A 25,904-nucleotide genomic window follows, 5' to 3' on the forward strand; every position below is an offset into this window, starting at 1 on the left:
TCTGTTTAAATTGCTCAACGTGAAGGCCGAAACAACCAGCGTGGATGCGATCATGCTCTGCAGCTACGGAGGACCCAGGCAACCCGACGACATTTTGCCGTTTTTGCGCAACGCCACGCGCGGCAAAGGGATCCCTGACGAGCGTCTCATCCAGGTCGGCGGCCATTACAGCCTGTTTGGGGGGAAGAGCCCGATCAATGAATGCAACGACGAATTTTCGCGCGCCCTCGCTGGCGAACTCGAGCAGCGAGGAGTCAAATGCCCAGTCGTTGTCGGAAACCGCAACTGGCACCCCTACTTCACGGAAACACTGACGAGCCTGATCGACCTGGGACACCGCACTGTCCTATGTGTCTTCACCTCAGCGTTCGCTTCTTATTCCGGGTGTCGCCAGTACCGCGAAGATCTGGCTGCGGCGCTCGACGAGCTGGGCGACAAAGCCAGTGAGCTGGTTTTGACGAAAGTGCGTCCCTATTACACGACGCAGGGAATTCTCAGCGCCCACGTCCGTTCCATCACACGCGCAATGCGTGAGCTGGACGACCCGCACCTTGTCCTCGTCACGCACTCCATCCCCGTGTCGATGGAGGCTAACTCCGGTGACCACCACCTGCCCACGTATGTCGGCCAGCACCACCAGCTGGGCGAGGAAATCTGTAGACGCGTTAGTGACGAACTGGGGCGAGAGGTGCCATTCGATTTGGCGTACTGTTCCCGATCGGGTCCGCCACAGTCGCGGTGGCTCGAACCGGATATCAATGACCATCTTGAATTCCTGCATGATGGCGGCACGCGCGCCGTGGTCGTCGCGCCGATTGGCTTTATTTCCGACCACATGGAAGTGGTCTACGACCTCGACACTGAAGCCAAGGCGACTGCAGACAATCTGGGAATGGACTATCGGCGCGCCGCCACTCCAGGCACCGATCCAGCGTTCGTGTCCTCGCTCGCTGACGTGGTCTGCGAACGGATCGGAAGCGGGGCAGCGGGCGACGCGATTGACATCAGGTGGCCCGTGACATGCTCGCAGGAATGCTGCCTGCCGCGTGAGTCCTACCAGATGCGTCCAACCTGTTTTAATCACCCCAACCAAGGAGAAACCCATGAGTGAAATGCCACATGGTCACCATCCGGCACCGGTTCACGACCCTCGCGACCGGACCGACATTGACCCCGAAGAAGTCAACGCGCGCGACAATTACTCGCTGCAGTGCGTCTTCCGCACCGTGGTGCCGTTGCCGGCCGACAGCGCACACGACTTGGCGGCGGCAATGGAACGAGCCGTGCGGGACACCGGCGTGGAAATTCGAGGGTGGTATGACGTGGGCGGATACCGCGCTGACGCTGACCTGATGATGTGGGCACTGTCTGACAGCGCCGACAAACTGCAGGCCGGCTACCATGCGATCGTTGCGTCTGACTTGGGCGCAGCTCTCGAACCCGTGTGGTCAGCAATGGCGGCACACAAGGCTGCCGAATTCAACACCCGTCACCTGCCCGCCTGCTTCAACGGTGCAGCGCCGCGCGGATACTGCGCCGTCTACCCCTTTGTGCGCAGCTGGGACTGGTACTACCTGCCGAAAGCTCGCCGCGCTGCCATCTTGAAAGAGCACGGCATGAACGGCGTCGACTACCTGGACGTGCAGGTTTCCACGCTGGCCGCATTCGCGCTGGGGGACTACGAGTGGACGGTCGCCCTCGAATCCGACAGCCTCGACCGCGTCATGGGTGTGCTGCGTCGCCAGCGCGACGCGGAAGCTCGACTATTCGTGCGCGAAGACACTCCGTTCTTCACCGGGCCTCGCGTCGAACTGACCGAGTGGACGGATCGCCAGCCGCTACAGTAGAAGGATGACTACAGACCTTCTTCCCGTCATTGTCGGCGGTGACATCGGCGTGTACGCCATCGGGCGTTCATTCCACGAAGCCTACGGGTGCCGCTGCATCTGCCTGGCGGCATCCCCAACAGATGCGATTACACGCTCCGTCTTTTTTGACGTGGAAACACTTCCGCCACATGCGGATGACCGGCAGACACTTGCAGTCCTCCGCGGGCTGGCAGCTGCGAATCCCGGCAGGAAACTCGTACTCATGGCGAACGACGACCGACACTCGGTATTCGTCGGGCGCTATCACAGCGAACTTGAAAAAGCAGGATACTCACTGCCTTTCCCACCCGTTGAGGTCACCGAACGCGTCACAGATAAAGCTCAGTTCGCACAGATCTGCACCGAACTTGGCATTGACACACCTCGCACCGTCAGCGTGAACGTGGGGAGTGGTGAGACACCCTCGTTACCGTTCGACTTCCCCGTCGTTGCCAAAGCGGCGCGAGGGGACGCCTACGACCAGGTCGACTTCCCAGGTAAACGGAAGATCTATTTCATCGAGACCGCAGCCGAACTGGACGAGCTGTGGGCGACGCTGCGTAAGGCAGGATTCGACGATACGTTCCTTGTGCAGGAACTCATCCCCGGAGACAACACGCAGATGCGTTCCATCACCGCGTACGTCGACTCTCACGGCGACGTGACAATGATCGGGTCGGCACGCGTGCTGCTCGAGGACCATGCGCCCACCATGATCGGCAACCCTGTTGCGATGATCACCGAGCCATTCGACGATCTGTGGGACAGTGCCCGTGCTTTTCTGACCGACACCGGATATCGCGGATTTGCCAACTTCGACGTCAAAGTGGATCCGCGTGACGGCCGAGCCGTGTTCTTTGAAGTCAATCCGCGCATCGGACGCAACAGTTGGTACATGAGCGCTGCGGGCGTGAACCCCATGTCCATCATGGTGCGCGACCTGATTGACCATGAGCACGTCAAGCCGCAGGAAGTGCACAACAAAATTCTCTACTCCCTAGTTCCCGATGCACTGCTGCGCCACTACGTGCGCGATGAAGAACTGCGCCAACGCGTCCACGCGTTGCAGCGCAGCGGCAAGCGCAAGAATCCGCTGGTCTACACCGCTGAAACGTCACTGGTACGATCGGCGATCGTCGCTCTCCAGACGCTCAACCATATCCGCAAGTTCCGACGTTTTTACCCTGAGGCCACAGACCGCTCATTCTAAGGAGGAGCCATCATGGCAACCGAGCTGCGTGAACTGACCGCAGATCAGATGAGGATCGCCGCCGCTGGCGTGATACCGCTGCCGATCGAACAGGCAGCGCCGTGGGAGGCATTCGAACAGACGCAGGGACGGCGACTATGGGGCCGTTTTGCATGGGAAAAAGACGATAAAGACCAGGCGATCATCGCACTGTACGAGTATTCGCTACGCGGAGTGAAGTACTTGTGGGCCAAACACGGACCAGTCTGGCTGAAAGAACAGTCACCCGATAGTGAAGCTGCCTTGCGGGCCGACCTGGTACGCATGGTCAGGAACCGCGACAGAAGCATCGCCTTTATCCGCATGCACGCCTTCTTCCAGGCGCCGGACCTGCATGAGTCACTCCAGTTCATCACATATGACCGCACCGCAATCATTGACATCAGCGGCGGCACTGAGGATTCGATTCTCGCGACCATGACGAAAGACGGACGCCGTGCAGTACGCAGAGCCAAGAAGAAGATGGCCGAGGGAGGCGCGCGAGTCGTTGAAGAAACAGGCCTGACGCGCGCAGCATTCCGTGAGTACTACGAGGTGATGAAGGAAACAGCGCGCAGGGATGGGTTCCATCCACATCCGCCGCAGGTCTACTGGTCGATGCTGGACTCCATGCCCGAATCTTCCCGACTGTTCGGCGTGCGTCTGCCCGATGACACACTGGTGTGCTGGGATCTGGTGTTGGTGCACGATAAGCAAGCTGTTGCCTACTACGGCGCATCGACAGATCAGGCGCGCACCGTGCTGGGGCCTGACGCATTGGATTTTGACGTGGCTGTTCGGCTGGCGAAGGAAGGCGTCAAGGGGCTTGACCTGATGGGCGTGTATTCGCCACGTGTGCCGGAGCTGTATTCGGTGGGCCGCTATAAGCGTCGCTGGTGCCAGTCATTTACTGACGTGGACGGAGCGTGGGACGTGCCGGTGATCCCCGGAGCAGTCAGCGCCCTGAAGGCTGCGTTGGCCACGAAACATGCAGTGGAGAATCTGGTTCGCCGCGCACGCGCTACGATGGCTTGGGACATTGATCGGCACGCACCCGTACAGCGTGCCAGAGAAGGAGCATCATCGTGTCAGAACTGACCGCGACCATTGACGGCAACATTGAACAGATTGACGAAGGAACAACAGGAGCTACGTGGTACTCCTCCAACCGGCGGGTAATCGCCATGAACGTCAACGGCGCACCGACCGATCTGACCGCTGAAATTCCCAATGGCGCTGAAGTCAGCGCTATTACGCTGGATTCTCAGGAAGGTCTGCAGATTCTGCGCCACTCCACCACGCACGTGCTGGCCCAGGCAGTGCAGGATGTATTTCCGGACGTCAACCTGGGAATTGGCCCGTTCATCACGGACGGCTTCTACTACGACTTCGGCAACATCGATGCAGTGACCCCAGAAATGCTTCGCGACCTCGAAAAACGCATGAAGCGGATCATTAAGGAAGGCCAAACGTTCCGCCGCCGCGTCGTCACCGAAGACGAGGCGCGCGCCGAACTGGCTGACCAACCTTACAAGCTCGAATTGGTCACTACGAAGGGATCAGGCGCAGAAGGCGCGTCCGTTGAGGTCGGCCACGGCGAACTGACAATCTACGACAATGTGCGGCGCGACGGCAGCGTCGCATGGAAAGATCTGTGCCGCGGCCCGCACCTGCCGTCCACCAAACTGATCGGCAATGGCTTCGCATTGACGAAGTCGTCGGCAGCGTACTGGAAAGGTGATCAGAACAATGATCACCTGCAACGCATTTACGGCACCGCGTGGGCCAGCAAGGACGACCTCGTCGCCTACCAGGAACGAATCAAGGAAGCACAGCGCCGCGACCACCGGCGACTGGGACAGGAACTTGACCTGTTCTCATTCCCCGAGGAAGTTGGCCCCGGCCTGGTTCTGTTCCACCCCAAAGGCGGTATTTTGCGTCACGTGATCGAAGAGTACGTCACGCAGCGCCACCTGGAAGCAGGCTTTGACTTCGTTCATACGCCTGAGATCACCAAGTCAGGCGTATTCCACACCTCGGGTCACCTCCCGTACTACGCGGACACGATGTTTCCGCCGATGATGGTCGATGAAGAACGCGCAGAAGACGGGCACGTGACGCGTGAAGGCCAGGAGTACTACCTCAAGGCCATGAACTGCCCGATGCACAACCTGATTTTCCGTTCACGAGGGCGTTCCTACCGTGAACTGCCTCTGCGATTTTTCGAAATGGGACACGACTACCGCTACGAAAAGTCCGGAGTGGTGCACGGCCTGACACGTATGCGCGGATTTACGCAGGATGATTCGCACACGTACTGCACACCTGAACAGGCGCGCGACGAAATCACGATGCTGCTGAACTTCTTCTTGTCGATTCTGCGCGAATTCGGGTTGACGGACTTCTATCTGGAACTGTCCACCCGCAGTGATGACGAGTCGAAGAAAGACAAGTTCATCGGCTCGGATGAGGACTGGGATGCGGCAACTCGGATCCTGGAGGAAGCATGCGCGTCAACAGGGCTGGACCTGGTGCCAGATCTAGGCGGTGCCGCGTTCTACGGTCCGAAGGTTTCCGTTCAGGTCAAGGATGCGATCGGCCGCACATGGCAGATGTCCACCGTCCAGTACGACTTCAATCAGCCTGAACGCTTCGGCCTGGAATACACTGCGCCCGATGGTACGCACCAGCGTCCGGTGATGATTCACTGCGCCAAGCTCGGATCCGTTGAGCGCTTTATCGGCGTGCTGACTGAGCACTACGCCGGCGCATTCCCGGCATGGCTGGCACCTGTGCAGGTCAAACTCGTTCCCGTAGCAGACGCATTCGATGAGTACGTCGACCAGGTGGCTGCGAAACTGCGCGCGCGCCACGTGCGTGTTGAGGTCGACCATTCCGATGATCGTTTCGGCAAGAAGATTCGCAACGCCTCGAAGGAAAAAGTGCCGTTCGTGCTGATCGCGGGCGGTGAGGACGAAGAAGCAGGCGCTGTCTCGTTCCGCTACCGTGACGGAAGCCAGGATAACGGCATTCCGGTTGATGAAGCCGTTGAACGCATCGTGCACCACATTGAGACTCACAACAACGAGGACAAAGCGTAGGGAAGGGGAGCAGCGACATGAGGAACGGTCAGCCTCATCCGGGTGACCCGCAGGCGGAAGACTCAGGCGATTTTGCCGGTGAATTGGATGGCTTTGACCGGCTGTGGACGCCCCACCGCTGGGTCTACATCCAGGGAGATCACAAGCCTGCGGACTCGTCAGCAGGAGAATGCCCCTTCTGCGCGGCGCCGGACAAGACAGATGAAGAGGCACTGATCGTTCACCGCGGACGCACCTGCTTCGTATTGATGAATCTGTTCCCTTACAACTCCGGCCACATGCTCGTGTGCCCGTACCGCCACGTTGCCGACTACACGGATTTGACGGACGAGGAACGCATCGAGCTGGGCGAGCTGACCGCCACGGCCATGCGTGTGGAACGTGAGACGGCGGGTGCGCAGGGCTTCAACCTGGGCATGAACCAGGGACAGGTTGCCGGAGCCGGAATCGCCGCGCACCTGCATCAGCACGTGGTGCCCCGATGGGGAGGAGACTCAAACTTTCTGCCGATCGTGGCCCGCTCACGTGCACTCCCCGAACTGCTCGGTGATGTGCGGCAGCGTCTGGCCAAGGCGTGGCCTCAGAGAGATGACAAGTAGATGCTCGGTAATCATGGCAGGTCGGTGGCGACGACGATCTTCACACCTTTCGCCAAACTTCTGCATCGCCTTCACGTCACACCGAATATGGTGACAGCAACATCGACGACACTGGTCGTCATGATTTCCTGTGCGGTGCTGGCACGCGGCTACGTCTGGCAGGCTGGCGTCATACTCGGCGTGATCCTGTTTTGTGATTCCGTTGATGGAGTGCTTGCACGCTACAGCGGACAGACCTCACGGTTTGGCGCGTTCCTGGATTCGACGATGGACCGCCTCGGTGACGGGGCAGTGTTCGGTGCGTTGCTGGTCAATGCCGTATTCCACCTGGAGCCTTCACCTGAACGCACGACCGCGATCATCGCCGGAACGGTCGCGATGGTGGGCGTGGCAGCCGTCCCCTATGCCCGTGCCAAGGCTGAAATTATGGGGATTACCGCGTCGGTCGGTATAGCTGAACGCACTGACCGACTCATCATCGCGTTGGTGTGCGCAGCCCTGACCGATTGGAACCTGTGGTCGTGGTTCTACCCGATCGGACTGATATGGGTGGCATTCGCCTCGCTTATCACGGTGACGCAGCGCGTGCTGTACACGAAAAAGCAGATCGAGGCAGGCGACGCGGGTGAGTAACGCCTGGCAGCTGTCAGCATTTCGCCTCGCTCCGCGCCTGCCACGCTCACTTCTGTTCGGTGCGGCACGAATGGCAGGTGACATCGTCGCCGCACTCCCGCTAGACGTGACGGCGCGGCTGCGCTTCAACCACGAGCGAGTCGCCGGGCATTCGCTCCCTTCGAGCCACGTGCGCCAGGCCGTGCGACTGAGCGCGCAGACTTACGCCGAACAATTCGCGCTCACACACCTCATTGACGGAAACTTGGATGACATGGTGGACGTGCCGCGGATGGACATGCTGCGCGAACTGGCTGATGACGGCCCCGTTGTGCTCGCCCTCGCACATGCCGGAAACTGGGACCTGGCCGGCGCATGGATGTGCCGCAACGGCCTTCCCGTGTTGACCGTGGCTGAAAAGCTCGACCCACCGGAATTGTTCCAGGCGTTTGTCGACCTGCGCGAAGACCTCGGTATGGAAATTATCGGGGTGGGGAAGAAGGAATCCGTCTTTCACCATCTCGCTGCCCAGGCGAAGGGACGCGCCAACCTTCTGGTACCGCTGCTGGCAGACCGCGATATTTCAGGCAGAGGCGTTGACGTTGATTTTGGAGGCCGCCGCGCACTTGTCGCAGCAGGCCCCGCAGCTTTGGCACAGCGCCTGGACCGCCCACTGGCAGCCGCGATGATCTATCACACCACAGGTAGCCACATTCGCATCGATATTTCCGACGTGATCGACAATCCCGGCGCTACCCAATCGCGTACCAGTGTGGAAACACACACCCAGGCGTGGGTCGACGCGCTTGTCCCTATGATTCGTGAACATCTGGCACACTGGCACATGATGCAACCGCTATTTGTCGACGACCTCGATCCAGAACGCCTGGCCAGGGCCCGCCGACGCGTCGAGGACTCACAGTGAAAATCGGAATCGTCAACCCCTACGCATGGGACGTGCCTGGAGGCGTCCAGTTCCACGTGCGTGACCTTGCTGAAGAGCTTATCCGCCGAGGCCACACCGTCTCCGTTCTGACTCCGGCCAAACACGACACAGACTTACCGAGCTGGGCCGTCGGCGCGGGTGAGACCATTCCGATCCCCTTCAACGGGTCCGTCGCACGCCTCTCATTTACTCCACGTTCAGCCAAACGCACCAGGAAATGGCTCGACGAGGGCGACTTCGATGTCGTCCATATCCATGAACCAGGGGTGCCATCTGTGTCCTTCCTAGCCTTGATCAATGCGGATGTGCCCATGGTGGGAACGTTCCATTCAGCAATGGAGCGCTCCTACGCCAGGGAAATCACCGCGGGCATGATCCGCCCCCTCATGGAGCGCCTGAGTGCGCGCATCGCAGTGTCGGCTGAAGCGCGCCGCACCCTGATCGAACACCATGGTGGTGACGCTGTGATTATCCCCAACGGCGTTGAGACGGAGAACTTCCGTCGCGCTCAGCCGCTGCCACAGTGGGAAGCCACCCAGCACAGGCCGGTGGTCGTCTTCTTGGGACGCCTCGATGAGCCGCGGAAAGGACTGGGCATATTTGCCGGTGCGATCCGCACAGTGCTTGAACACGTCCCCGGGGCGCGCTTTATGATCGCAGGACGCGGCGATGCCGGCCAGATACGAACCGATCTGGAAGGCCTGGGAGACTCAGTGGAGTTCCTGGGCGAAATTACGGACGAGGAAAAAGAATCACTGCTGGCTGGCGCGACAATCTATGTTGCTCCGCAAACAGGGGGAGAATCCTTCGGCATTGTGCTGGTCGAAGCGATGGCTGCAGGGTGTGCCGTCGTCGCATCCGATATCGAAGCCTTCCGAGCCGTTCTCAACAATGGTGACGCCGGAATGTTGTTCCACAGCGGTGATTCGGCTGCACTGGCGGACGCCCTCGTCAATGCCTTGAGCGACGCGGACGCTTTGGACGAACTTGCCGTACGAGGGCAGGCCGCATCAGCCGCCTATGACTGGTCGACCGTCACTGATCGCATTATGGCTGTGTACCAGACCGTTGTGGCCGGGGCGCGTGAAGATCCTGGCAGGCAGAACGCCTTGTCGCTCATGCGTGGCGGACGGCTGCGGGAGGTTGACCAATGAGCCTGTGGCAGTGGATCCTCCTGGCCGGTGTCATCGTGGTTGTGGCGGTATTGATCTGGCAGTGCGTCATGTTGGCTGGGCGCCTGGACAGGTTGCATTGGCGCGTGACGATGTCACGCGTCGCCCTCGACACGCATTTGATCAGACGAGCCGTCGATGCAGGGCTGCTGGCGGCCAGCGGACTGGCAGGACAGGGAAGCGCCGACTTGGACGATGCTGCCGCGCGCTGCCTGGCGTTGAGCGGAACCCCACTGGTGGATGACGATTTCGACCGCAAGCGTGACATTGACGGACTGTCTGACGGCGATGCGCAGATGGCTGCAAGACGTCTGAATGCCGAGTCGGCCCTGTCGCGACAGATTCGTGCGTGCATGACACCCCAGCTGCGCGACGAGGCGCGTGACGATGCCGATGCTGCACACCTGATCAGCGCTCTCGACGCGTCGCACTACCGCGTGCATGTGGCTCGTTCAGTGCATAATCTAGACGTGACACAAATTAGGCGACTGCGTGCTCATCCGTTGGTGCGCATCGCTCACCTGTACGGCCATGCACGAGTGCCATCGAGCATCGACTTCGACGACGCGCAGTAACTAAAGGCGGTGAGACCCGTGAGCGAGCAACGTGTGAAGTGGGGAGGTCCCGGCGAGGACTACCGCCTTGCCAGGATTGGTCGCGTCGGCGGGAATCAGTGGGCTGACGCCCCGGCAGGCGCGCCGGCAACGGGTGTGCCCAGTCCGCAGGAAGTCGCTCCCGTGTGGTCTCCGCCCACGCGCAAGCGCTCGATTGCGTGGTTTGAAATCATTTTCACCATTGTTGGCGTGGCGGCACTGGGTTTTGCGCTGTTCGGATACGTGCGCACCGGTGGTTTACCGTCAACAGTTCTGACCGGAGTGCTGGCATTGATTCCCTTGGGATTCATCATCGCAGTGCTGCGTTTTATTGATCGCTGGGAACCCGAACCGTGGGTCGCGATGCTCGTGACCTTCGTGTGGGGAGCGGGAGCTGCAGCAGTGGTGGCGATGGTGATCAACACTGCGCTGCAGACGAACATCCAGTTGATCACCGGGCACTCAGGCCTGACGATGGTAGCTACGGCCTCGATCGTGGCACCCATCGTGGAAGAGACCCTCAAGGGCGCGGGCGTGGTGTTTGTTCTGGCCTGGCGACGTCACCGCATCAACTCGCTGATTGACGGTATCGTCTACGCCGGAATGGCAGGCGCAGGTTTCGCGTTTATCGAGAACATCCAGTACTTCCTGCGCAGCTCAGAAGAGGGCCAACTGATGATCACGTGGTTCCTGCGCGGCATCATGAGCCCGTTCCTGCATCCGATGGCCACCTCGTTCATCGGGCTGGCGGCAGCGTGGGGCGTGGTGCGCCACAAGTCGGGTCTCGCATGGGTCTGGACCTTGCCGCTGGGGTGGATCGTCGCGGTCCTCATCCACGGATCGTGGAACTACCTGGCCAGCACGTCGATGGAACGGTGGTTCGTGTTTTACCTCTTCGTCGAGGTCCCGATTTTCATCGCGTGGATCGTCGCGCTGCTGGTCATGTCCGCGCGGCAGGCGCGCACCATTGCCAACGGGCTGGAGCCCTATGTGCGTACCGGATGGATCCTGCCGGGCGAAGTGACAATGGTGGTCAACCGCGGTGCCCGCCGTTCAGCCGTTAGGTGGGCAGCTCAGGGCGGTCGCGCTGCCAAACGCGCCATGAAGAATTTCCAGCGACTGGCTGCCGCATTGGGAATGGATGAAATGATCCACCGTAAGGCGGGCAGGCACGCAGATCGCGTGGCACAGGATCAGGACATGCTGCAGCAGTTGATCGCGTCCCGAGACGTGTTCCTGACGCGCACGCGCAGTGCTCACGCCAACAGGCAGATTGGACGATAACGAGTGAGCGACCTTGGACCGGAATGGATTCCAGACCAAGACGGCATACCGTTCCGACGCGCTGCCCGCGTAGCCGTATTCGACGAGGACGGCAAGCTGCTCCTCGTGCGCGGACACGATTCAGAAAATGTCAGACGCTCCTGGTGGTTCACCACAGGAGGCGGGCAGGAAGAAGGCGAAACACTGCAGCAGACGGCGGTGCGCGAAATTCGTGAAGAGACGGGGATCGCCCTGGATCCGACTCGTCTTGTTGGCCCTGTCCTGCATCGGCGCGCGCTGTTCGATTTTCTCAACGTGACAGCGCGCCAGGAGGAATGGTTCTTCGTTGCGCACGTGCACCGCACAGAGTTGAACTGGGACGGCTGGACTGAACTGGAGCGCAGCGTGCTCGATGCGATGACGTGGTGGGACTTGGACGATCTTGAGGTCGAAGCCCGAAGAGCGGAAGTCTATCCACGTGACCTGGTCGCGATGGCTCGTCAATGGAAAGACGGGTGGGATGGGACCATGATCGAGCTTGACGAGTCATCCGTCGGGTAAAGTAGCCACCACATCAGCCACTGAGGAGAATGTCATGTATGTGCCCGTAATTCCCACTGTCCGACATGCCGATATGTCCGAGGGTGCAGGACGGTTCTCACCTGTCACGACGAAACTGGTTCAGGACGCGACGCAACTGGGTATTGACACGGCACTGGAGCCTTTCCAGGAAAAGGAGGCGTACGCCCTGACGATCGGTGAGGACGGCACTCATATTCGGGCCATCACCGAGGTTGGTGTGGTGCGCGCCAGCCGCACACTGAATCAGCTCAAGAGAGGCGGAGTCGCGCTGAGCGGAACGATTGTGGACTGGCCCGAATTCGAATGGCGCGGCCTCATGATCGACACTGTGCGCCACTTCTTTTCCCTCGATGTCCTCAAGGAGATCGTCGATTTGATGGCAAGCCTGTCACTGAACGTCCTTCATCTGCACGTGAGTGACGACCAGGGGTGGCGAGTCGAAATTCCCGCTCTTCCCGAACTGACGGAAAAATCATCACAGAGTGCCGTGAATGGCGAAGGTGGCGGATACCTGACTGTCGAGCAGTACAACGATCTGCGACGCTACGCGAGTGCCCGCGGAGTTGACGTGGTGCCTGAGGTTGATATGCCGGGACACACCAACGCCGCACTGCACGCGATGCCGGGTCTGAATCCCGACGGTCAGGCGCGGGATGTCTACGAAGGTATCGACGTGGGAATGTCGACGCTGAGCACGCAGGCAGCCGACACCGAACGCTTCATGGACGAAGTGATCGGACAGCTGGCAGCTGACTCGCCGCTCGGTATGCATATCGGCGGCGACGAAAGCCATTCCACACCTCACGACGAGTTCCGCGCCCTGGTCACAATGGCGGTGGAACGCGTCCACGCATGCGGCAGGCGGGCGATCATGTGGCAGGAAGCGGGCGCAATGGCACACGAGGGCGACATCGTGCAGCTGTGGGATACCACCAACAATCATACTGAGGGCGTGCTGGCGGGCATTGAGCGCGGTGCACGCGTCATCGTGTCGCCTGGACAGAAATCATATCTGGATATGAAAGAGAATGCCGATGAGCCGTGGGGCCAGGACTGGGCCGGGCCTCTACCGTTCCGGACAGCGCTGGAGTGGAATCCGCGCACCGCGCTCGAAGGGCTGGATCCTCGGGCGGTGATCGGTGTTGAAGCATGTGTGTGGGCAGAGTACATCCGCACGCGTGAACAGCTCTTTGAGAAGCTCCTGCCGCGTCTGACTGCCATTGCTGAGGTCGCATGGACCGGCAGTGGTGACGACAAGTGGGAGGAATTCTCCCGGCGCGTCACCTCACTCACGGAACTGTGGGATGCCAAGCGGCTCACCTGGCACCGTTCAGAAGGCGTCGACTGGAAGTAGCCGAACCTAGAACAGGGCAGCGACGAGCGCGTCGAGGCGACGCACGGCCAGAGAATTGGGAATCGCGTCGCGGACAGCGGACTTGGCGCAAAAAGCGACGCCCCATCCTGCGGCCTGCATCATGGGGATGTCGTTCGCGCCATCACCAATGGCAACGCACCGTGAGGGGGATACTCCCAGCTGAGCTGCCCATTCAGTGAGCTTACGGACCTTCACGTGCGATGTCACGATCTCTCCGAGGACGTGGCCGGTCAGGTGCCCGTCACGCACTTCCAGTCGGTTCGCACAGTAAAAATCGATGCTCAGTCGCGTTGCCAATGGGCCGACGACTTCCTCGAACCCGCCGGAGACCACACCAAAGGCACCGCCGGAAACGGAGTGGACACTTTTGATGAGTTGCTTGGCGCCGGGGGTGACGGTGAGGGAGCGGGTAACGTGGCGGAACACGGTCTCAGGGACGCCGGCAAGTGTGGCGACCCGCTCCCGCAAGGACTGCGCAAAATCGATCTCACCGTTCATTGCCCGCGCGGTCACTGCCGCCACTTCCTGACGCGTACCGGCCCACTCGGCAAGTTCTTCGATCACTTCCTGAGCGATCAGCGTTGAATCCACGTCGGTGACGATCAGCGCTGGCCCGCCTTCTTCACGAACAGAAACAGGGACAACCAGAACATCTCCCCACCGTGACAACGCGGCGTGCGCACCGTCAAGATCCAGCATGCCCACACCGTCATCACCCTCGCGCACGCAGGCCACCACGCACGCAGGGACGTCCCCGCCAATCGGGTTCGCCACGAACGGCAATGCTCGCACATGTATTTTTGAACGGCGCACACCGGCAAAATCTGCCAGTGCGCGAACTGCCGGAGCCTCGTACGGAAAACTTGCGACGTCATGCGGGGCAATGACGCAAAGTGCTGCGCCAGCCCGTTGGCTCACTTAGTCACCACCATGCCCTTGGGGACGACGGTGATGCCGGACTCGGTGACGGTGAAACCGCGAGCGCGATCATGTTCCAGGTCCACACCGACCGTCGCTCCTTCTTCCACGACGACGTCCTTATCCAGGATCGTCTTGGAGACGATGGAGTGGCGACCCACGCGGGTGTTGCCCATGACGACCGAGTCAGTGACCTGAGCCCACGAGTGCACGTACACGCCAGGCGAAATGATCGAATGGTAAACCTCGCCGCCCGAGACAATCGAGCCGGGGGAGACAAACGAGTCGACGGCGTGCCCCATACGCGAATGCTCATCGCCGTAGACGAACTTTGCCGGCGGCAAGGAGCCATCGATGAGGGTCATCGTCGGCCAGTCGCGGTTATAGAGGTTAAAGATCGGGTGGACGCTGATCAGGTCCATATTCGCGTCGTAGTACGCGTCCAGTGTGCCGACATCGCGCCAGTAGTCGCGGTCCCTCTCTGTGGACCCGGGCACGATGTTGTCCTTGAAATCGTAGACACCGCACTGCTGACGTTCGACGAACCACGGGATGATATTGCCACCCATGTCGTGATTTGAATCCTCGTTTTCCGCGTCTGCACGAAGTGCGGCGACGAGGGCGTCCGTATCGAACACGTAGTTACCCATAGATGCGAGCACTTTGGTCGGATCATCCGGCAGACCCTCAGCGTTTTGCGGCTTCTCGAGGAAGTTCTTCACCACGCCACCTTCGGCGTCGATGACGCCCAGAGCGGGGGCGAGTTCAACCGGTTGGCGGATGCCTGCCACAGTTGCCGGAAGACCGGACTCAATGTGGTGCTCCACCATCTGAGAAAAGTCCATGCGGTAGATGTTGTCGGCACCAATGATCACCATGTAGTCAGGGTGCTCGTCCTCAATGACGTTCAGGGACTGGTAGATCGCGTCGGCACTGCCCAGGTACCAGTGCGGTCCCCGTCGTTGCTGCGCCGGTACGGGAGCAATGAAGTTACCCAGCAACGGTGACATATACCACGTCTTTGTAACATGTCGGTCCAGCGAATGCGACTTGTATTGGGTGAGCACGACGACACGCATGTAGCCGGAGTTGACGATATTGGACAGCGCGAAGTCAATCAGTCGGTAGTTTCCACCAAAAGGTACTGCAGGCTTGGCTCGATCCATGGTCAAGGGCATGAGACGCTTGCCTTCGCCACCCGCAAGAACGATTGCTAGGACATGTTTTTTTGCCATGTCTCAAGGGTAGGCAATAATCAGCGTGAATGTGCGCAAACGACACGAGATGCGCTGCTGTTCGATAAGCTCTCAGTAGGAGGCAGCCATGCGTATAGATTTATTGACACGTGAATATCCGCCGCACGTCTACGGCGGTGCGGGTGTTCACGTGACTGAACTGGCTCGCGTATTGCGAAGCCTAGGTCCTGACATTCGGGTTCACGCATTTGATGGTCCCAGGAAGCCGGGGGACGAGGGTGCCCTCGACGGTGTGCGAGGATACGACGAACTTGCCGAACTGGACGGCGCAAATGCAGCGTTGCGCACACTCGGGGTGGATCTGCAGATGGCGGCCCACACCGACGGAACTGACCTGGTGCATTCGCACACGTGGTACGCCAACTTTGCCGGATATGTGTCGAAGCTGCTGTACGACGTCCCTCACGTTGTTTCCGCACACTCGCTCGAACCGTTGCGTCCGTGGAAGGCCGAGCAGCTGGGCGGTGGCTACCGTCTGTCCAGCTTCGCTGAGCGCATCGCCTACGAGAACGCTGACGCGATCATTGCGGTGTCCAACGGGATGAAAGATGACATCCTGCGCTCGTATCCCAGTGTCGAAGAGGACAGGGTTCACGTCATCTTTAACGGTATCGATCTGAATGAGTGGCGCAAACCCTCCACCGAGGATGAGAAAGCCAACCAGGCGCGCGTGCTCAAGGAATTCGGTATTGATCCTGACCGGCCCACAGTGGTCTTCGTTGGGCGGATCACCCGTCAGAAAGGTCTGCCGTACTTCCTGCGCGCAGCTCGCCAGCTTCCACGAGATGCTCAAATCGTGCTGTGTGCAGGAGCGCCGGACACCAAGGAAATCGCCGCTGAGGTCGACACGTTGGTCAAGGAACTGGCGGCCGACAGAGACGGGGTCGTGCTCATCTCCCAGATGCTGCCGCGAACCGATCTGTGTGCAATCTTGGACGTGGCGACCGTCTTCATCACTCCGTCTGTGTACGAGCCGCTGGGCATCGTGAACCTGGAGGCTATGGCGATGGAGTTGCCGGTGGTGGGCACACGCACCGGCGGAATTCCCGACGTTATTGTCGAGGGAGAAACCGGCTACCTTGTTCCCATCGAGCAGCAGACTGACGGAACCGGAACCCCCATTGATCCAGAAGCGTTCGAATCTGCGATGGCTGAACGCATCAATGCCGTGCTGGCTGATCCAGGGCAGGCGCGTCAGATGGGCAAAGCCGGCCTGGAGCGGGCGCGCACTGAATTTTCGTGGGACACAGTCGGCCAGCAGACACTCGACCTTTATCGCGCGCTGGTGGGCTGATGAGGCAAGGTTCTGGCTACACTGAAGACATGGAGAACGTTGTTGATCTACACGACGTCACGCTTGAGCGCGGCGGATCCCACCTTGTTGATTCCCTGACGCTGTCGACGCATCGCGGTGAACACTGGGTCATTGTTGGCCCGAACGGTGCAGGCAAAACCAGCTTGATCCGACTGATTAGTGGGCGCGAGCGCGCAACCAGCGGTTCCGTGACCATTCTGGGCACGCCGATCGAAGAAGCCGACCCCGGGGAATTGTCCGCGCGCATCGGCTTTGCTTCACAGTCACTGACGGCACGAATTTCAGTGTCCATGCCGGTGCGCATGGCGGTGATGACCGCAGCATGGGGCAGGTCGATTACCTACGGCGAACAGTACGACACTGAGGACGAGGGGCGCGCAGATAACCTGCTGCACCTGTTCGGCGTCTCGCACTTGGCGGAGCGCCGTTTCGGAACGCTGTCAGAAGGGGAGCGCCAACGCGTCGCACTGGCTCGCGCACTCATGGCGGACCCGGAAATTCTGATACTTGACGAACCGAGTGCCGGACTTGATCTGGGGGCGCGTGAACTGCTGGTGGAGGCGCTGACGGAGCTGAGCGGGGATACGCGTTCACCGCAACTGCTGCTGGTTACCCACCAGATTGAAGAAATTGCACCCGGCTTCACGCACGGCGTGGTGATGTCACAGGGCCACCTCGTTGCGAGCGGGCCAATTGAACAGACTTTGACCAGTGAGACCCTGTCGACGGCATTCGATCTGCCTCTGGAGGTCGGTCACGGTGACGGGCGCTGGTGGGCGCGTATGAACAGGGACCGGAAACCCGACAGTTCCCGTCGACACTGAAACGGAGGAAACAGTGGTCTTTTATTGGTGGCTTCTCATCGCACTAGGCTTGGGCATCGTCGAGATGCTGTCACTCGACCTCTTCTTCCTCATGCTGGCTATTTCGGCACTTGCAGGCGGAATTGCCAGCGCTGCCGGAGGGGAAACAGGCGTGCAGGTGGCCGTGTTTGCGGTCGCCAGCCTGCTTCTTCTCCTTCTCGTTCGTCCATGGGCTAAGGCGCATCTGACACGCACGAACCCGAATATTCGAACCAATGCACAAGGGCTGATTGGAACAGACGCCCTCACGCTTACTCGAGTCAACAGAATCGACGGGCGTGCCAAAGTTGCCGGCGATACGTGGAGCGCGCGCTCGGCGGATGGGCGGGAAATCCCCGCCGGCGTCCACGCGCACGTTGTCCGCATCGATGGGGCAACAGCCATTATTGAACGTAACGAACCCCCTATGCAGTGAGAGGCTGTCACAATGTTTAACTCATTCGGGCAGACAATCGGAATGGCGCTGATCTTCCTCATCGTGCTGTTCGTTGTCGTCACCGTAGCCAAGTCAATCCAGGTGGTCCCGCAGTCGCGGGCCCTGGTGGTGGAACGTCTCGGCAAGTTCCAGTCGGTGCTTTACGCCGGACTTCACGTCCTGGTACCTTTCCTTGATCGCATCGCAAGCAAGGTTGACCTGCGTGAACAGGTCCAGTCGTTCCCACCCCAACCTGTCATTACCGCTGACAACGTTGTGGTCTCCATCGATTCGGTCATTTACTACCAGGTCAACGATCCGCGTAGCGCGACCTACGAAATCGCGAACTACATTCAGGCTATCGAGCAGCTCACCGTCACGACACTGCGTAACGTGATCGGCTCAATGGATCTCGAGCAAACATTGACCAGCCGCGACCAGATCAACTCTCAGCTGCGCGGCGTCCTGGACGAGGCAACCGGCCGCTGGGGTATTCGCGTGAATCGAGTCGAGCTCAAGGCCATCGATCCGCCGCCGTCCATTCAGAACGCGATGGAGCAGCAGCTGCGCGCTGAGCGCGACAAGCGTGCCGCCATTTTGACTGCTGAAGGTGTGCGCCAGTCTCAGATCCTCAAGTCTGAAGGTGACAAGCAGTCCCAGATTCTGCGCGCTGAAGGTGCCGCACAGGCCGCAGTGACGAAAGCTCGCGGTGAATCCGAGGCCATCCAGACCGTGTTCAACGCCATTCACGCCGGCAAGCCGACCCCGGATCTTCTGTCCTACCAGTACCTGCAGATGCTGCCGCGTATCGCTGAAGGTGAAGCATCGAAGGTCTGGGTTGTGCCAACTGAGCTGACAGCCGCCCTCGACGCTGTGGCGAAAGGCTTTTCAGGTGGGGGAACGGATGGAGAATCCGGGCCGGCTAAGCCGACCATGCCGCCCAACCCTGTGAGGCACTCAAGCCAGGCACCGATTGTAGACACCCGTCCCAAAGGGCCGAGCGTCCTCGATGAGCCAACGCAGGCCCACCCCTCCGAAAAGCTCAAAGACCTGATTGAGCCGATCGAAGATGTGGAGCTGCCTCCAGAGGAGAATGAGAAATAGATGGATCAGTTGTCCGACTCGGTGATGCGTGAAGTTGCCGATCAGGAAATTCGCTTTATCCGCCTGTGGTTCACGGATGTGGCCGGCGTACTCAAATCGCTGGCCATTGATCCAGGTGAATTGGAGGATGCGCTCAGCGAAGGTATCGGCTTTGACGGTTCCTCGATCGAGGGGCTGACACGCGTCCATGAGTCGGACATGCTCCTGAAACCAGATCCCAGCACCTTCCAGGTTTTACCGTGGGGTAGTGAGGACGACAAAGTTGCACGCATGTTTTGCGATGTCCTCACCCCCGACGGTGAGCAGGCCCGATCCGATCCGCGAGGAACGCTGGAACGTACTGTGCAGCGTGCAACCGACATGGGATTCACCGTGATGGTGCATCCCGAGATCGAGTTCTACCTGCTGCATAAGCCTGCAACCCCCGATCACCTCGTTCCCATTGACGGTGCCGGCTATTTCGACCATGTCACGCGATCCATTGCCCACGATTTTCGTCGTCGCCTGGTTCACATGCTCGAAAGCATGGACATCGCCGTCGAACTGTCCCACCACGAGGGCGGCCCTGGGCAAAACGAAGTTGACCTGCGGGCAGTCGATGCGGTTCGGGCAGCCGACAACATCATTACCGCCCGCACGCTCATTGAATACGTGGCACTGAGCGAGGACGTCGTCGCCACGTTTATGCCTAAGCCGTTTGCCGATTACCCCGGCTCAGGCATGCACACCCACCTGTCACTGTTCGAAGGTGACCACAACGCATTTTACGATCCGGCCGGCACGTATCAGCTGTCAGCTACCGGACGCCACTTCATCGCCGGACTGCTGGCGCATGCCCGCGAAATCAGCGCGATCACCAATCAGCACGTCAACTCGTTCAAACGTCTGTGGGGCGGGGGAGAAGCTCCCTGCTACGTGTGCTGGGGTCACAACAATTCATCGGCACTGGTTCGTGTACCACTGTATAAGCCGGATAAACGGCGCTCAGCGCGGATTGAATACCGCGCACTTGATCCGGCGTGCAACCCCTACCTTGCGCTGTCAGTGCTCATCTCCGCAGGCTTGGATGGCATTGACAAGAAGATGGAGCTCATGCCTGAAGCTGAGGACAACGTGTGGGACCTGTCCGAACACGAACGTCAGGTTCTTGGCATCGATTCCCTGCCTGCCTCCTTGCACAGCGCCCTGGAATGTATGAAGAATTCAGATCTTGTCGCTCAGACCCTGGGTGAAGAAGTCTTCGACTACGTGCTGCGCAACAAGTTCAAGGAATGGGCTGAGTACCGCCACCAGATCACGCCCCAGGAAATCAGACAATTCATTAAGGCCAATTGATGCGCAGCGAGCGCATTGAAGCGCACCTGCGCAGTGCAGGCTTTCACGATGCCCGCACCAGTGCGGACTATTTCAGGCAGCTTCCTGACAGTGCCGACATCTGGATGCGGGCAGCTCAGACCAGTGCTGATCCAGACCTGGTTGCCCTCCAGCTCGTGCGACTGCACGAAGCTGACCCGAATGCTCTGCGTCACGTACTCGACCACGGTGCGGTGCGCCATCTTGCCGCCGTGATGGGCGCATCGCGTCCCCTCGGCGATTTTATTGTTGCCCACTCTGACGCCATTGACGCGGTGTGGGTCGAGGCACGTGATGCTCGCCAGGTCATCCTCGACGCTCTTGCCTCGGCCACCGCAACAGCAGATGACCTGCGACGAGCGTACAGAAACGTGTTGATTTCGATTGCCGCCACTGACCTGACGGACTCCGACCCGGTTGGGCACTTGCCTGAGGTGGCTGCACGGCTGACTGATGCTGCTGACGCGGCGTTGGAAGGTGCCCTGTTGTTGGCACGGCGCCAGATCGACCCCGATCACACCGTCAAGTTCGCGATCATCGCTATGGGTAAGACGGGGGCGCGTGAACTGAACTATATTTCGGACGTTGACGTCATGTACGTGGTGGGCGTGCAGGAAGGCCAGTCAGAGCGCAGCGTTATTGAAATTGCCACGCGGCTGGCAGCGATGACCGCTCAGGCGTGTTCTGGTGCGGGCAGTGAGCCACCGCTGTGGGCAGTTGACGCCACGCTGCGGCCGGAAGGCCGTGACGGCGCACTGGTCAGAACCGTCGAATCCTACGTCGCCTACTACCAGTCCTGGGCGCACACTTGGGAGTTCCAGGCACTGCTCAAAGCGCGCCCTGTGGCAGGTGATCGTCAAGTCGGACAAGACTTCATTGACGCGATTACTCCATTTGTGTGGTCCGCCGCGGACCGCGAAGGGTTCGTGGACAACGCCCGCACCTTGAGGCAACGCGCCGAAGCCCTGGTCCCGGCTGCGGACAGCGACCGGGAACTTAAACTCGGTGCCGGAGGACTTCGGGACGTCGAATTTACGATTCAGCTGCTCCAGCTTGTTCACGGGCGCACAGACGAATCGATCCGTATTGCCGACACCGTCGGAGCAATCCGGGCACTGTCCGACGGAGGATATGTTGCCCGAACGGATGCACGCGACCTGACGCACTGCTACTGCTTCCTGCGCACTGTTGAGCACCGGGCCCAGCTGGCACGCATGCGCAGAACACACATGATCCCCTCATCAGGACACGAACTGCGGCGTATTGCCCGAGCGATGGGGCCGGAGCTCATGAGCGCGGAAAACCTCATCGACACCGTGGACGACGTGCGTGAGCGCGTCCGCAAGCTGCATGACGATATGTTCTACCGGCCGATTATCGCGGCCACCGCCCGCCTGGCTCCCGACGAAGCCGCGCTGGATCTGGAGGCTGCCAAGGCTCGTTTGGCGGCGCTGGGGTATCTGGATCCTGCCGGAGCGCTCGGCCATATTAAGGCCCTGACACACGGCACGTCACGCCGTGCCACCATTCAACGCCACCTGTTGCCTGTCTTTATGACGTGGCTTGGGCACGGAGCTGACCCTGACCTCGGGCTGTTGAACTTCCGTACCCTGTCCGAACGCATCGGCGATTCGCATTGGTACCTGTCGCTTCTGCGCGATTCAGGTCTGGCGGCCTCACGACTGTGCGAACTCTTGCCGTCCTCACGCTGGGTTGCCTCCGCTCTTGCTGAGTTGCCTGAAGCAGTGCAGTGGCTTGACGGTGATGAGCAGCTCAAAGCGCGCGACCGTCAGCGCCTGATCAACGAGGTGGACGCGCTTATCTCGCGACACAGCGACACTGAACAGGCCATGTGGCGCGTGCAGGCGGTACGTGTACGTGAAGTGACGCGCGCAGCCCTGGGAGATGTACTGGCACATGTTGCCCCTGTGCGAACCGCCATTGCGGACGCTTCGGATGTGGCGCTTCATGGCGCACTGACTATCGCGACTCGCCAGTGGAGCAGTGAGCACGCAGACGCGCAGCCGCCACGCCTGGCTTTTGTTGCGATGGGTTCATACGGCGGACGCGAATCTTCGCTGATGTCCGACGCCGACATTATTGCCGTTCACGAGGGGGACGCCGGTGCCGCCGTTGACATCACCATGCGCGTGAAAAAGCTGCTCAGCTCTGTCCACGAGGGATCGGGGCTGAGCGTGGATATGGATCTGCGACCGGAAGGAAAATCCGGGCCAGTTTCGCGCACGGTGAGCTCCTATGAGGAGTATTACCAGCGGTGGGGATCAGTATGGGAACGTCAGGCACTGTTACGAGCCAGACCCGCAGCAGGTGACGGGGAGCTGCTGGCCGACTTCTTTGCCGCCATCGATCCGATCCGCTACGATCAGTCACCCTCGGACGCTGATATCCAGCAGATTCGCCTGCTGAAAGCTCGAATGGAACGCGAGCGACTGCCCCGTGGTATTGAGCCGACGCGGCATGTCAAACTTGGCGTGGGGGGAATGAGCGACGTGGAGTGGGTCGTGCAGCTCATGCAGATGCGTCACGTTCACAGCTGTGAGGAGCTGCGCACCACCTCCACGCAGCGCGCGCTGGCGGTCCTACGACACAGCAACCTGATCAGCGGAGAGGACGCTGATGACCTGGATCGCGCGTGGAGTTTAGCTCGACGCATTCGTACGGGAAACGTGCTGGCGACCGGGCGCACATCCGGGGTCAAAATCGACGTGCTGGCGCGCTCGGGTGCGAAACTGGCTTCGCTGGCGCACTTGTTAGGATATGGGGCAGGCGGCTATCACGCCCTGGAAGAGGACTGGCTGCGTGCGGCCCGGCGTTCACGGGATGTGATGGAACGGCTCTTCTGGTCAGACTCACGGTGAATGGCATCTTGAGGAAGTAGGAAATGAAACTTGTTCTTGTCCGGCACGGACAAACCGCCGCCAATCGATCACACGCACTGGATACGGGCCGCCCCGGCGCACCCCTCGACAAGCGAGGACGTAAACAGGCCGAATCGCTGGCAGCGCGGTGGGAAAACGATATTGCACCGGCACTAGGCCTGGTGGTCGTCTCACCTTTGATCCGAACGCGGCAAACAGCAGCACCGCTGATCGCCCGCTTCAACCCACACGTGTGGATTCGACCCGGCATCCGTGAAATCGAGACAGGCGACGGTGAAATGGCGGTGGACCGCGCCTCGGAAATGACGTACGTGCGCACCATCGTCCACTGGGCTCAGGGCAATCTGGATGCCAGAATGCCGGGTGCGCAAAACGGGCATGAAGTGCTGGCACGGGTGCGTCCCGTCATCGGAGAAATTGAACAGTGGGCCGAGGAGCACAAGGACGGAGTCGTCGCACTTGTCGCGCATGGCGCTATTTTGCGCACAATCACACCCGTGCTTGCCTCGAATGCGGATGCGCGCATGACGGTAACCAATCCGATGCGCAACACCGGCACCACGGTGCTCGATCGTGAAGGCGGCCAGTGGGTTGCGCGCACATGGAACGACCGTCCGATCGACCAATGGCCCGTGCCCGACGGCGAGATTCCACTGGTGCGATCAGAACTGAGTGCTTAGAGAACCTTCGAGAAGAACGCCTTGGTGCGTTCGCGCGTGGGATGCTCGATGACGTCGGAAGGCTTCCCCGCCTCCACAATCACACCCTCATCCATGAACACGACCTGGTCGGCCACTTCGCGCGCAAACCCAACCTCGTGCGTGACAGCCACCATCGTCATGCCGGAGCGGGCCAGATCTTTCATCACGCCGAGCACTTCGTCAACCAACTCAGGGTCGAGGGCTGACGTCGGCTCATCGAACAACAACAGCTCCGGGTCCATGGCAAGTGCGCGTGCAATGGCAACACGCTGCTGCTGGCCACCGGACAGCTGCGAAGGATAGTGCTGAGCACGGTCAGCCAGACCGACACGATCCAGCAGCGACAGCGCCGTTTTCTGCGCCTCTTTTTCCTTGACGCCCTTGACGTGCACAGGTGCTTCCATCACATTTTCGAGGGCGGTCATATGGGGGAACAGGTTGAAACGCTGAAACACCATGCCAATGCGAGAGCGTTGCTGAGCGATGACCTTGTCGGGCAGGTCATGCAGAACAGGCTGACCAGATGAGTCAGTGGTTTCGCGGTACCCAATCAGGTCGCCTTCAACATAAATCCTGCCTGCGCTGATACGTTCCAACTGGTTAATGCAGCGCAGGAGGGTTGATTTTCCTGAACCGGACGGCCCCAGGATCACGCACACCTCGCCGCTGCGTACCGTCAGGTCGATGCCGCGTAATACATGAAGATCACCGAAGAACTTGTGAACTGCCTGCACGGAGACCATCGGGGCAAGTGAAGAGCTCATGGTGTGACCTCGATAAATGGATCGTTTTTCGTGGTGTGAGAGGAATTGATGGCGCTCTGGCGTCCCGTCTTGTGCGAGGAAGTGCCGGTCGTGCCTTCCGGGCGGTCAGAGGTAAAGCCACGCCCATAGTGCTGCTCAATGAAGTACTGAATGACCATCAACAGCGAGGTGATCGCCAGATACCACAGTGCGGCCGCGATCAGCAGGGGGATCGGCACGAACAGCGCTTGCCCCTTGGTGCGCGCCACGAACGTCAATTCCAGGGTGAACGGAATGGCGGCAACCAGAGAGGTGGTCTTGAGCATCGAGATCGTCTCATTCCCGATCGGCGGGACAATCACGCGCATTGCCTGCGGCAGGATAATGCGACGCAGGATCAGACCGCGATGCATACCGAGCGCGGTCGCTGCTTCTTCCTGTCCCTTATCAACGGACAGCAGACCTGCGCGGATAATTTCAGCCAGGTAGGCACCCTCGTTGAGTCCCAGGCCAATGAACGCCATCCAAAACGGCGTGAAAACCTGAGCGGTGTCGAAGGTGACGAACTCGGGGCCAAAGGGAATACCAAGTGAGAGCTGAGGGTAGAGGGTTGGAAGCAGAGACCAGAAGATGAGTTGCGTGTAGATTGGTGTGCCGCGGAAGAACCAGATGTAGAACGTGGCGACCCACCGCAGGATCGGGTTGGGCGACTGACGCATAATTGCCATCGTCACCGCGAGGACCGTGCCGAGGATCATGGCGACGATCGTCAGGAGGATCGTGTACATCACGCCGCTGACAATGGTGCGTGAGAACAGCCATTGCCACACAACGTCCCACCGGAAGTTCGGGTTGGTCAGCAGCGTGTTGATCGCCATGGCGACAAGCACGGCGACAATCGCAGCCGACACGAGCCGACCGATACGTGGCACGGGTTTGGCGTGAATAATCTCAACGCCGTCACGAATGTCTTGCTTCGGCACTGGTCACTCTTTCT

The 25,904-nt window shown here is 60.0% G+C and carries 24 protein-coding genes; 20 read left to right on the forward strand and 4 right to left on the reverse strand.

Features of this window, described 5'->3' with window-relative positions:
* The first annotated feature begins 52 nt into the window (after positions 1-52).
* The 13 genes from HMPREF2975_RS06635 to HMPREF2975_RS06695 are packed head-to-tail and all read left to right on the forward strand — an operon-like array spanning position 53 to position 13,318.
* Complete coding sequence (locus tag HMPREF2975_RS06635) at positions 53-1,111, forward strand: ferrochelatase (RefSeq protein WP_083314467.1); 1,059 nt, start codon at positions 53-55, stop codon at positions 1,109-1,111.
* The gene (gene hemQ, locus HMPREF2975_RS06640; protein WP_227469305.1) at positions 1,104-1,847 is read left to right on the forward strand and encodes a hydrogen peroxide-dependent heme synthase; all 744 of its coding nucleotides are present in this window, start codon (positions 1,104-1,106) and stop codon (positions 1,845-1,847) included. The genes HMPREF2975_RS06635 and hemQ overlap by 8 nt, the downstream gene beginning before the upstream one ends.
* 4 nt (positions 1,848-1,851) lie before the next feature.
* A complete protein-coding gene (locus HMPREF2975_RS06645; RefSeq protein ID WP_058236591.1) occupies positions 1,852-3,078 on the forward strand; it encodes a carboxylate--amine ligase in 1,227 nt (408 codons plus the stop codon).
* A gap of 12 nt (positions 3,079-3,090) precedes the next feature.
* Positions 3,091-4,194, forward strand: a complete 1,104-nt coding sequence (locus tag HMPREF2975_RS06650) for a lipid II:glycine glycyltransferase FemX (protein WP_070726596.1) — start codon at positions 3,091-3,093, stop codon at positions 4,192-4,194.
* Positions 4,182-6,197, forward strand: a complete 2,016-nt coding sequence (gene thrS / locus HMPREF2975_RS06655) for a threonine--tRNA ligase (protein WP_141757318.1) — start codon at positions 4,182-4,184, stop codon at positions 6,195-6,197. Before HMPREF2975_RS06650 ends, thrS begins: the two co-directional genes overlap by 13 nt.
* A 17-nt stretch (positions 6,198-6,214) precedes the next feature.
* Complete coding sequence (locus HMPREF2975_RS06660) at positions 6,215-6,796, forward strand: HIT family protein (RefSeq protein WP_070726601.1); 582 nt, start codon at positions 6,215-6,217, stop codon at positions 6,794-6,796.
* Positions 6,797-7,429, forward strand: a complete 633-nt coding sequence (gene pgsA, locus HMPREF2975_RS06665; protein WP_058236594.1) for a phosphatidylinositol phosphate synthase — start codon at positions 6,797-6,799, stop codon at positions 7,427-7,429. It begins immediately after the preceding gene.
* On the forward strand, positions 7,422-8,333 hold the full coding sequence (locus HMPREF2975_RS06670; protein ID WP_070726603.1) for a phosphatidylinositol mannoside acyltransferase: 912 nt from the start codon (positions 7,422-7,424) through the stop codon (positions 8,331-8,333). Before pgsA ends, HMPREF2975_RS06670 begins: the two co-directional genes overlap by 8 nt.
* Positions 8,330-9,508: a glycosyltransferase family 4 protein gene (locus HMPREF2975_RS06675; RefSeq protein ID WP_070726605.1), complete on the forward strand. Its 1,179-nt coding sequence runs from the start codon at positions 8,330-8,332 to the stop codon at positions 9,506-9,508. Before HMPREF2975_RS06670 ends, HMPREF2975_RS06675 begins: the two co-directional genes overlap by 4 nt.
* Positions 9,505-10,101, forward strand: coding sequence for a hypothetical protein (locus HMPREF2975_RS06680; RefSeq protein WP_070726607.1), 597 nt, complete (start codon positions 9,505-9,507; stop codon positions 10,099-10,101). The genes HMPREF2975_RS06675 and HMPREF2975_RS06680 overlap by 4 nt, the downstream gene beginning before the upstream one ends.
* An 18-nt stretch (positions 10,102-10,119) precedes the next feature.
* Complete coding sequence (locus HMPREF2975_RS06685; protein ID WP_070726609.1) at positions 10,120-11,403, forward strand: PrsW family intramembrane metalloprotease; 1,284 nt, start codon at positions 10,120-10,122, stop codon at positions 11,401-11,403.
* A gap of 3 nt (positions 11,404-11,406) precedes the next feature.
* Complete coding sequence (locus HMPREF2975_RS06690; RefSeq protein WP_070726611.1) at positions 11,407-11,943, forward strand: NUDIX hydrolase; 537 nt, start codon at positions 11,407-11,409, stop codon at positions 11,941-11,943.
* 34 nt (positions 11,944-11,977) lie between these two features.
* Positions 11,978-13,318 (forward strand): family 20 glycosylhydrolase, encoded by a 1,341-nt coding sequence (locus tag HMPREF2975_RS06695; protein WP_070726612.1) that lies wholly within the window; start codon positions 11,978-11,980, stop codon positions 13,316-13,318.
* Between the two features lie 6 nt (positions 13,319-13,324).
* Here HMPREF2975_RS06695 and serB read toward each other — a convergent pair whose 3' ends face one another.
* Positions 13,325-13,987 carry a phosphoserine phosphatase SerB gene (serB, locus tag HMPREF2975_RS06700; RefSeq protein WP_070726769.1) on the reverse strand — a complete coding sequence of 221 codons (663 nt, stop codon included), beginning with the start codon at positions 13,985-13,987 and terminating at the stop codon, positions 13,325-13,327.
* Positions 13,988-14,253: 266 nt separating this feature from the next.
* A complete protein-coding gene (glgC, locus tag HMPREF2975_RS06705) occupies positions 14,254-15,492 on the reverse strand; it encodes a glucose-1-phosphate adenylyltransferase (RefSeq protein WP_070726614.1) in 1,239 nt (412 codons plus the stop codon).
* An 88-nt stretch (positions 15,493-15,580) separates the two neighbouring features.
* On the opposite strand from glgC, the gene glgA reads away from it, so the two are divergent.
* Genes glgA through HMPREF2975_RS06740 form a run of 7 tightly spaced genes read left to right on the forward strand, consistent with a single transcriptional unit; the run spans position 15,581 to position 24,143 of the window.
* Positions 15,581-16,807: a glycogen synthase gene (gene glgA, locus HMPREF2975_RS06710; RefSeq protein WP_070726616.1), complete on the forward strand. Its 1,227-nt coding sequence runs from the start codon at positions 15,581-15,583 to the stop codon at positions 16,805-16,807.
* Positions 16,807-17,652 carry an ABC transporter ATP-binding protein gene (locus HMPREF2975_RS06715; protein ID WP_319803192.1) on the forward strand — a complete coding sequence of 282 codons (846 nt, stop codon included), beginning with the start codon at positions 16,807-16,809 and terminating at the stop codon, positions 17,650-17,652. Before glgA ends, HMPREF2975_RS06715 begins: the two co-directional genes overlap by 1 nt.
* Positions 17,653-17,665: 13 nt before the next feature.
* The gene (locus HMPREF2975_RS06720) at positions 17,666-18,106 is read left to right on the forward strand and encodes an NfeD family protein (RefSeq protein WP_070726619.1); all 441 of its coding nucleotides are present in this window, start codon (positions 17,666-17,668) and stop codon (positions 18,104-18,106) included.
* Between the two features lie 12 nt (positions 18,107-18,118).
* Positions 18,119-19,210 (forward strand): SPFH domain-containing protein, encoded by a 1,092-nt coding sequence (locus HMPREF2975_RS06725; protein WP_141757319.1) that lies wholly within the window; start codon positions 18,119-18,121, stop codon positions 19,208-19,210.
* Entirely contained in the window at positions 19,211-20,545 is a 1,335-nt protein-coding gene (locus HMPREF2975_RS06730; RefSeq protein ID WP_070726621.1) for a glutamine synthetase family protein, read from the forward strand. It abuts the gene before it with no gap.
* Complete coding sequence (locus HMPREF2975_RS06735; protein ID WP_070726622.1) at positions 20,545-23,442, forward strand: bifunctional [glutamine synthetase] adenylyltransferase/[glutamine synthetase]-adenylyl-L-tyrosine phosphorylase; 2,898 nt, start codon at positions 20,545-20,547, stop codon at positions 23,440-23,442. The genes HMPREF2975_RS06730 and HMPREF2975_RS06735 overlap by 1 nt, the downstream gene beginning before the upstream one ends.
* A 23-nt stretch (positions 23,443-23,465) precedes the next feature.
* Positions 23,466-24,143 (forward strand): histidine phosphatase family protein, encoded by a 678-nt coding sequence (locus HMPREF2975_RS06740; RefSeq protein WP_070726624.1) that lies wholly within the window; start codon positions 23,466-23,468, stop codon positions 24,141-24,143.
* Here the strand turns inward: HMPREF2975_RS06740 and HMPREF2975_RS06745 are convergent.
* Together HMPREF2975_RS06745 and HMPREF2975_RS06750 are read right to left on the reverse strand one after the other, a co-directional pair.
* Entirely contained in the window at positions 24,140-24,928 is a 789-nt protein-coding gene (locus HMPREF2975_RS06745; RefSeq protein WP_058236607.1) for an amino acid ABC transporter ATP-binding protein, read from the reverse strand. The two genes, HMPREF2975_RS06740 and HMPREF2975_RS06745, sit on opposite strands and share 4 nt — an antisense overlap.
* Positions 24,925-25,890, reverse strand: a complete 966-nt coding sequence (locus tag HMPREF2975_RS06750) for an amino acid ABC transporter permease (protein ID WP_227469306.1) — start codon at positions 25,888-25,890, stop codon at positions 24,925-24,927. Before HMPREF2975_RS06750 ends, HMPREF2975_RS06745 begins: the two co-directional genes overlap by 4 nt.
* Between the last annotated feature and the right edge of the window lie 14 nt (positions 25,891-25,904).

It is taken from the genome of Actinomyces sp. HMSC065F12 (assembly GCF_001814535.1).
Lineage (GTDB): Bacteria > Actinomycetota > Actinomycetes > Actinomycetales > Actinomycetaceae > Pauljensenia > Pauljensenia radingae_A.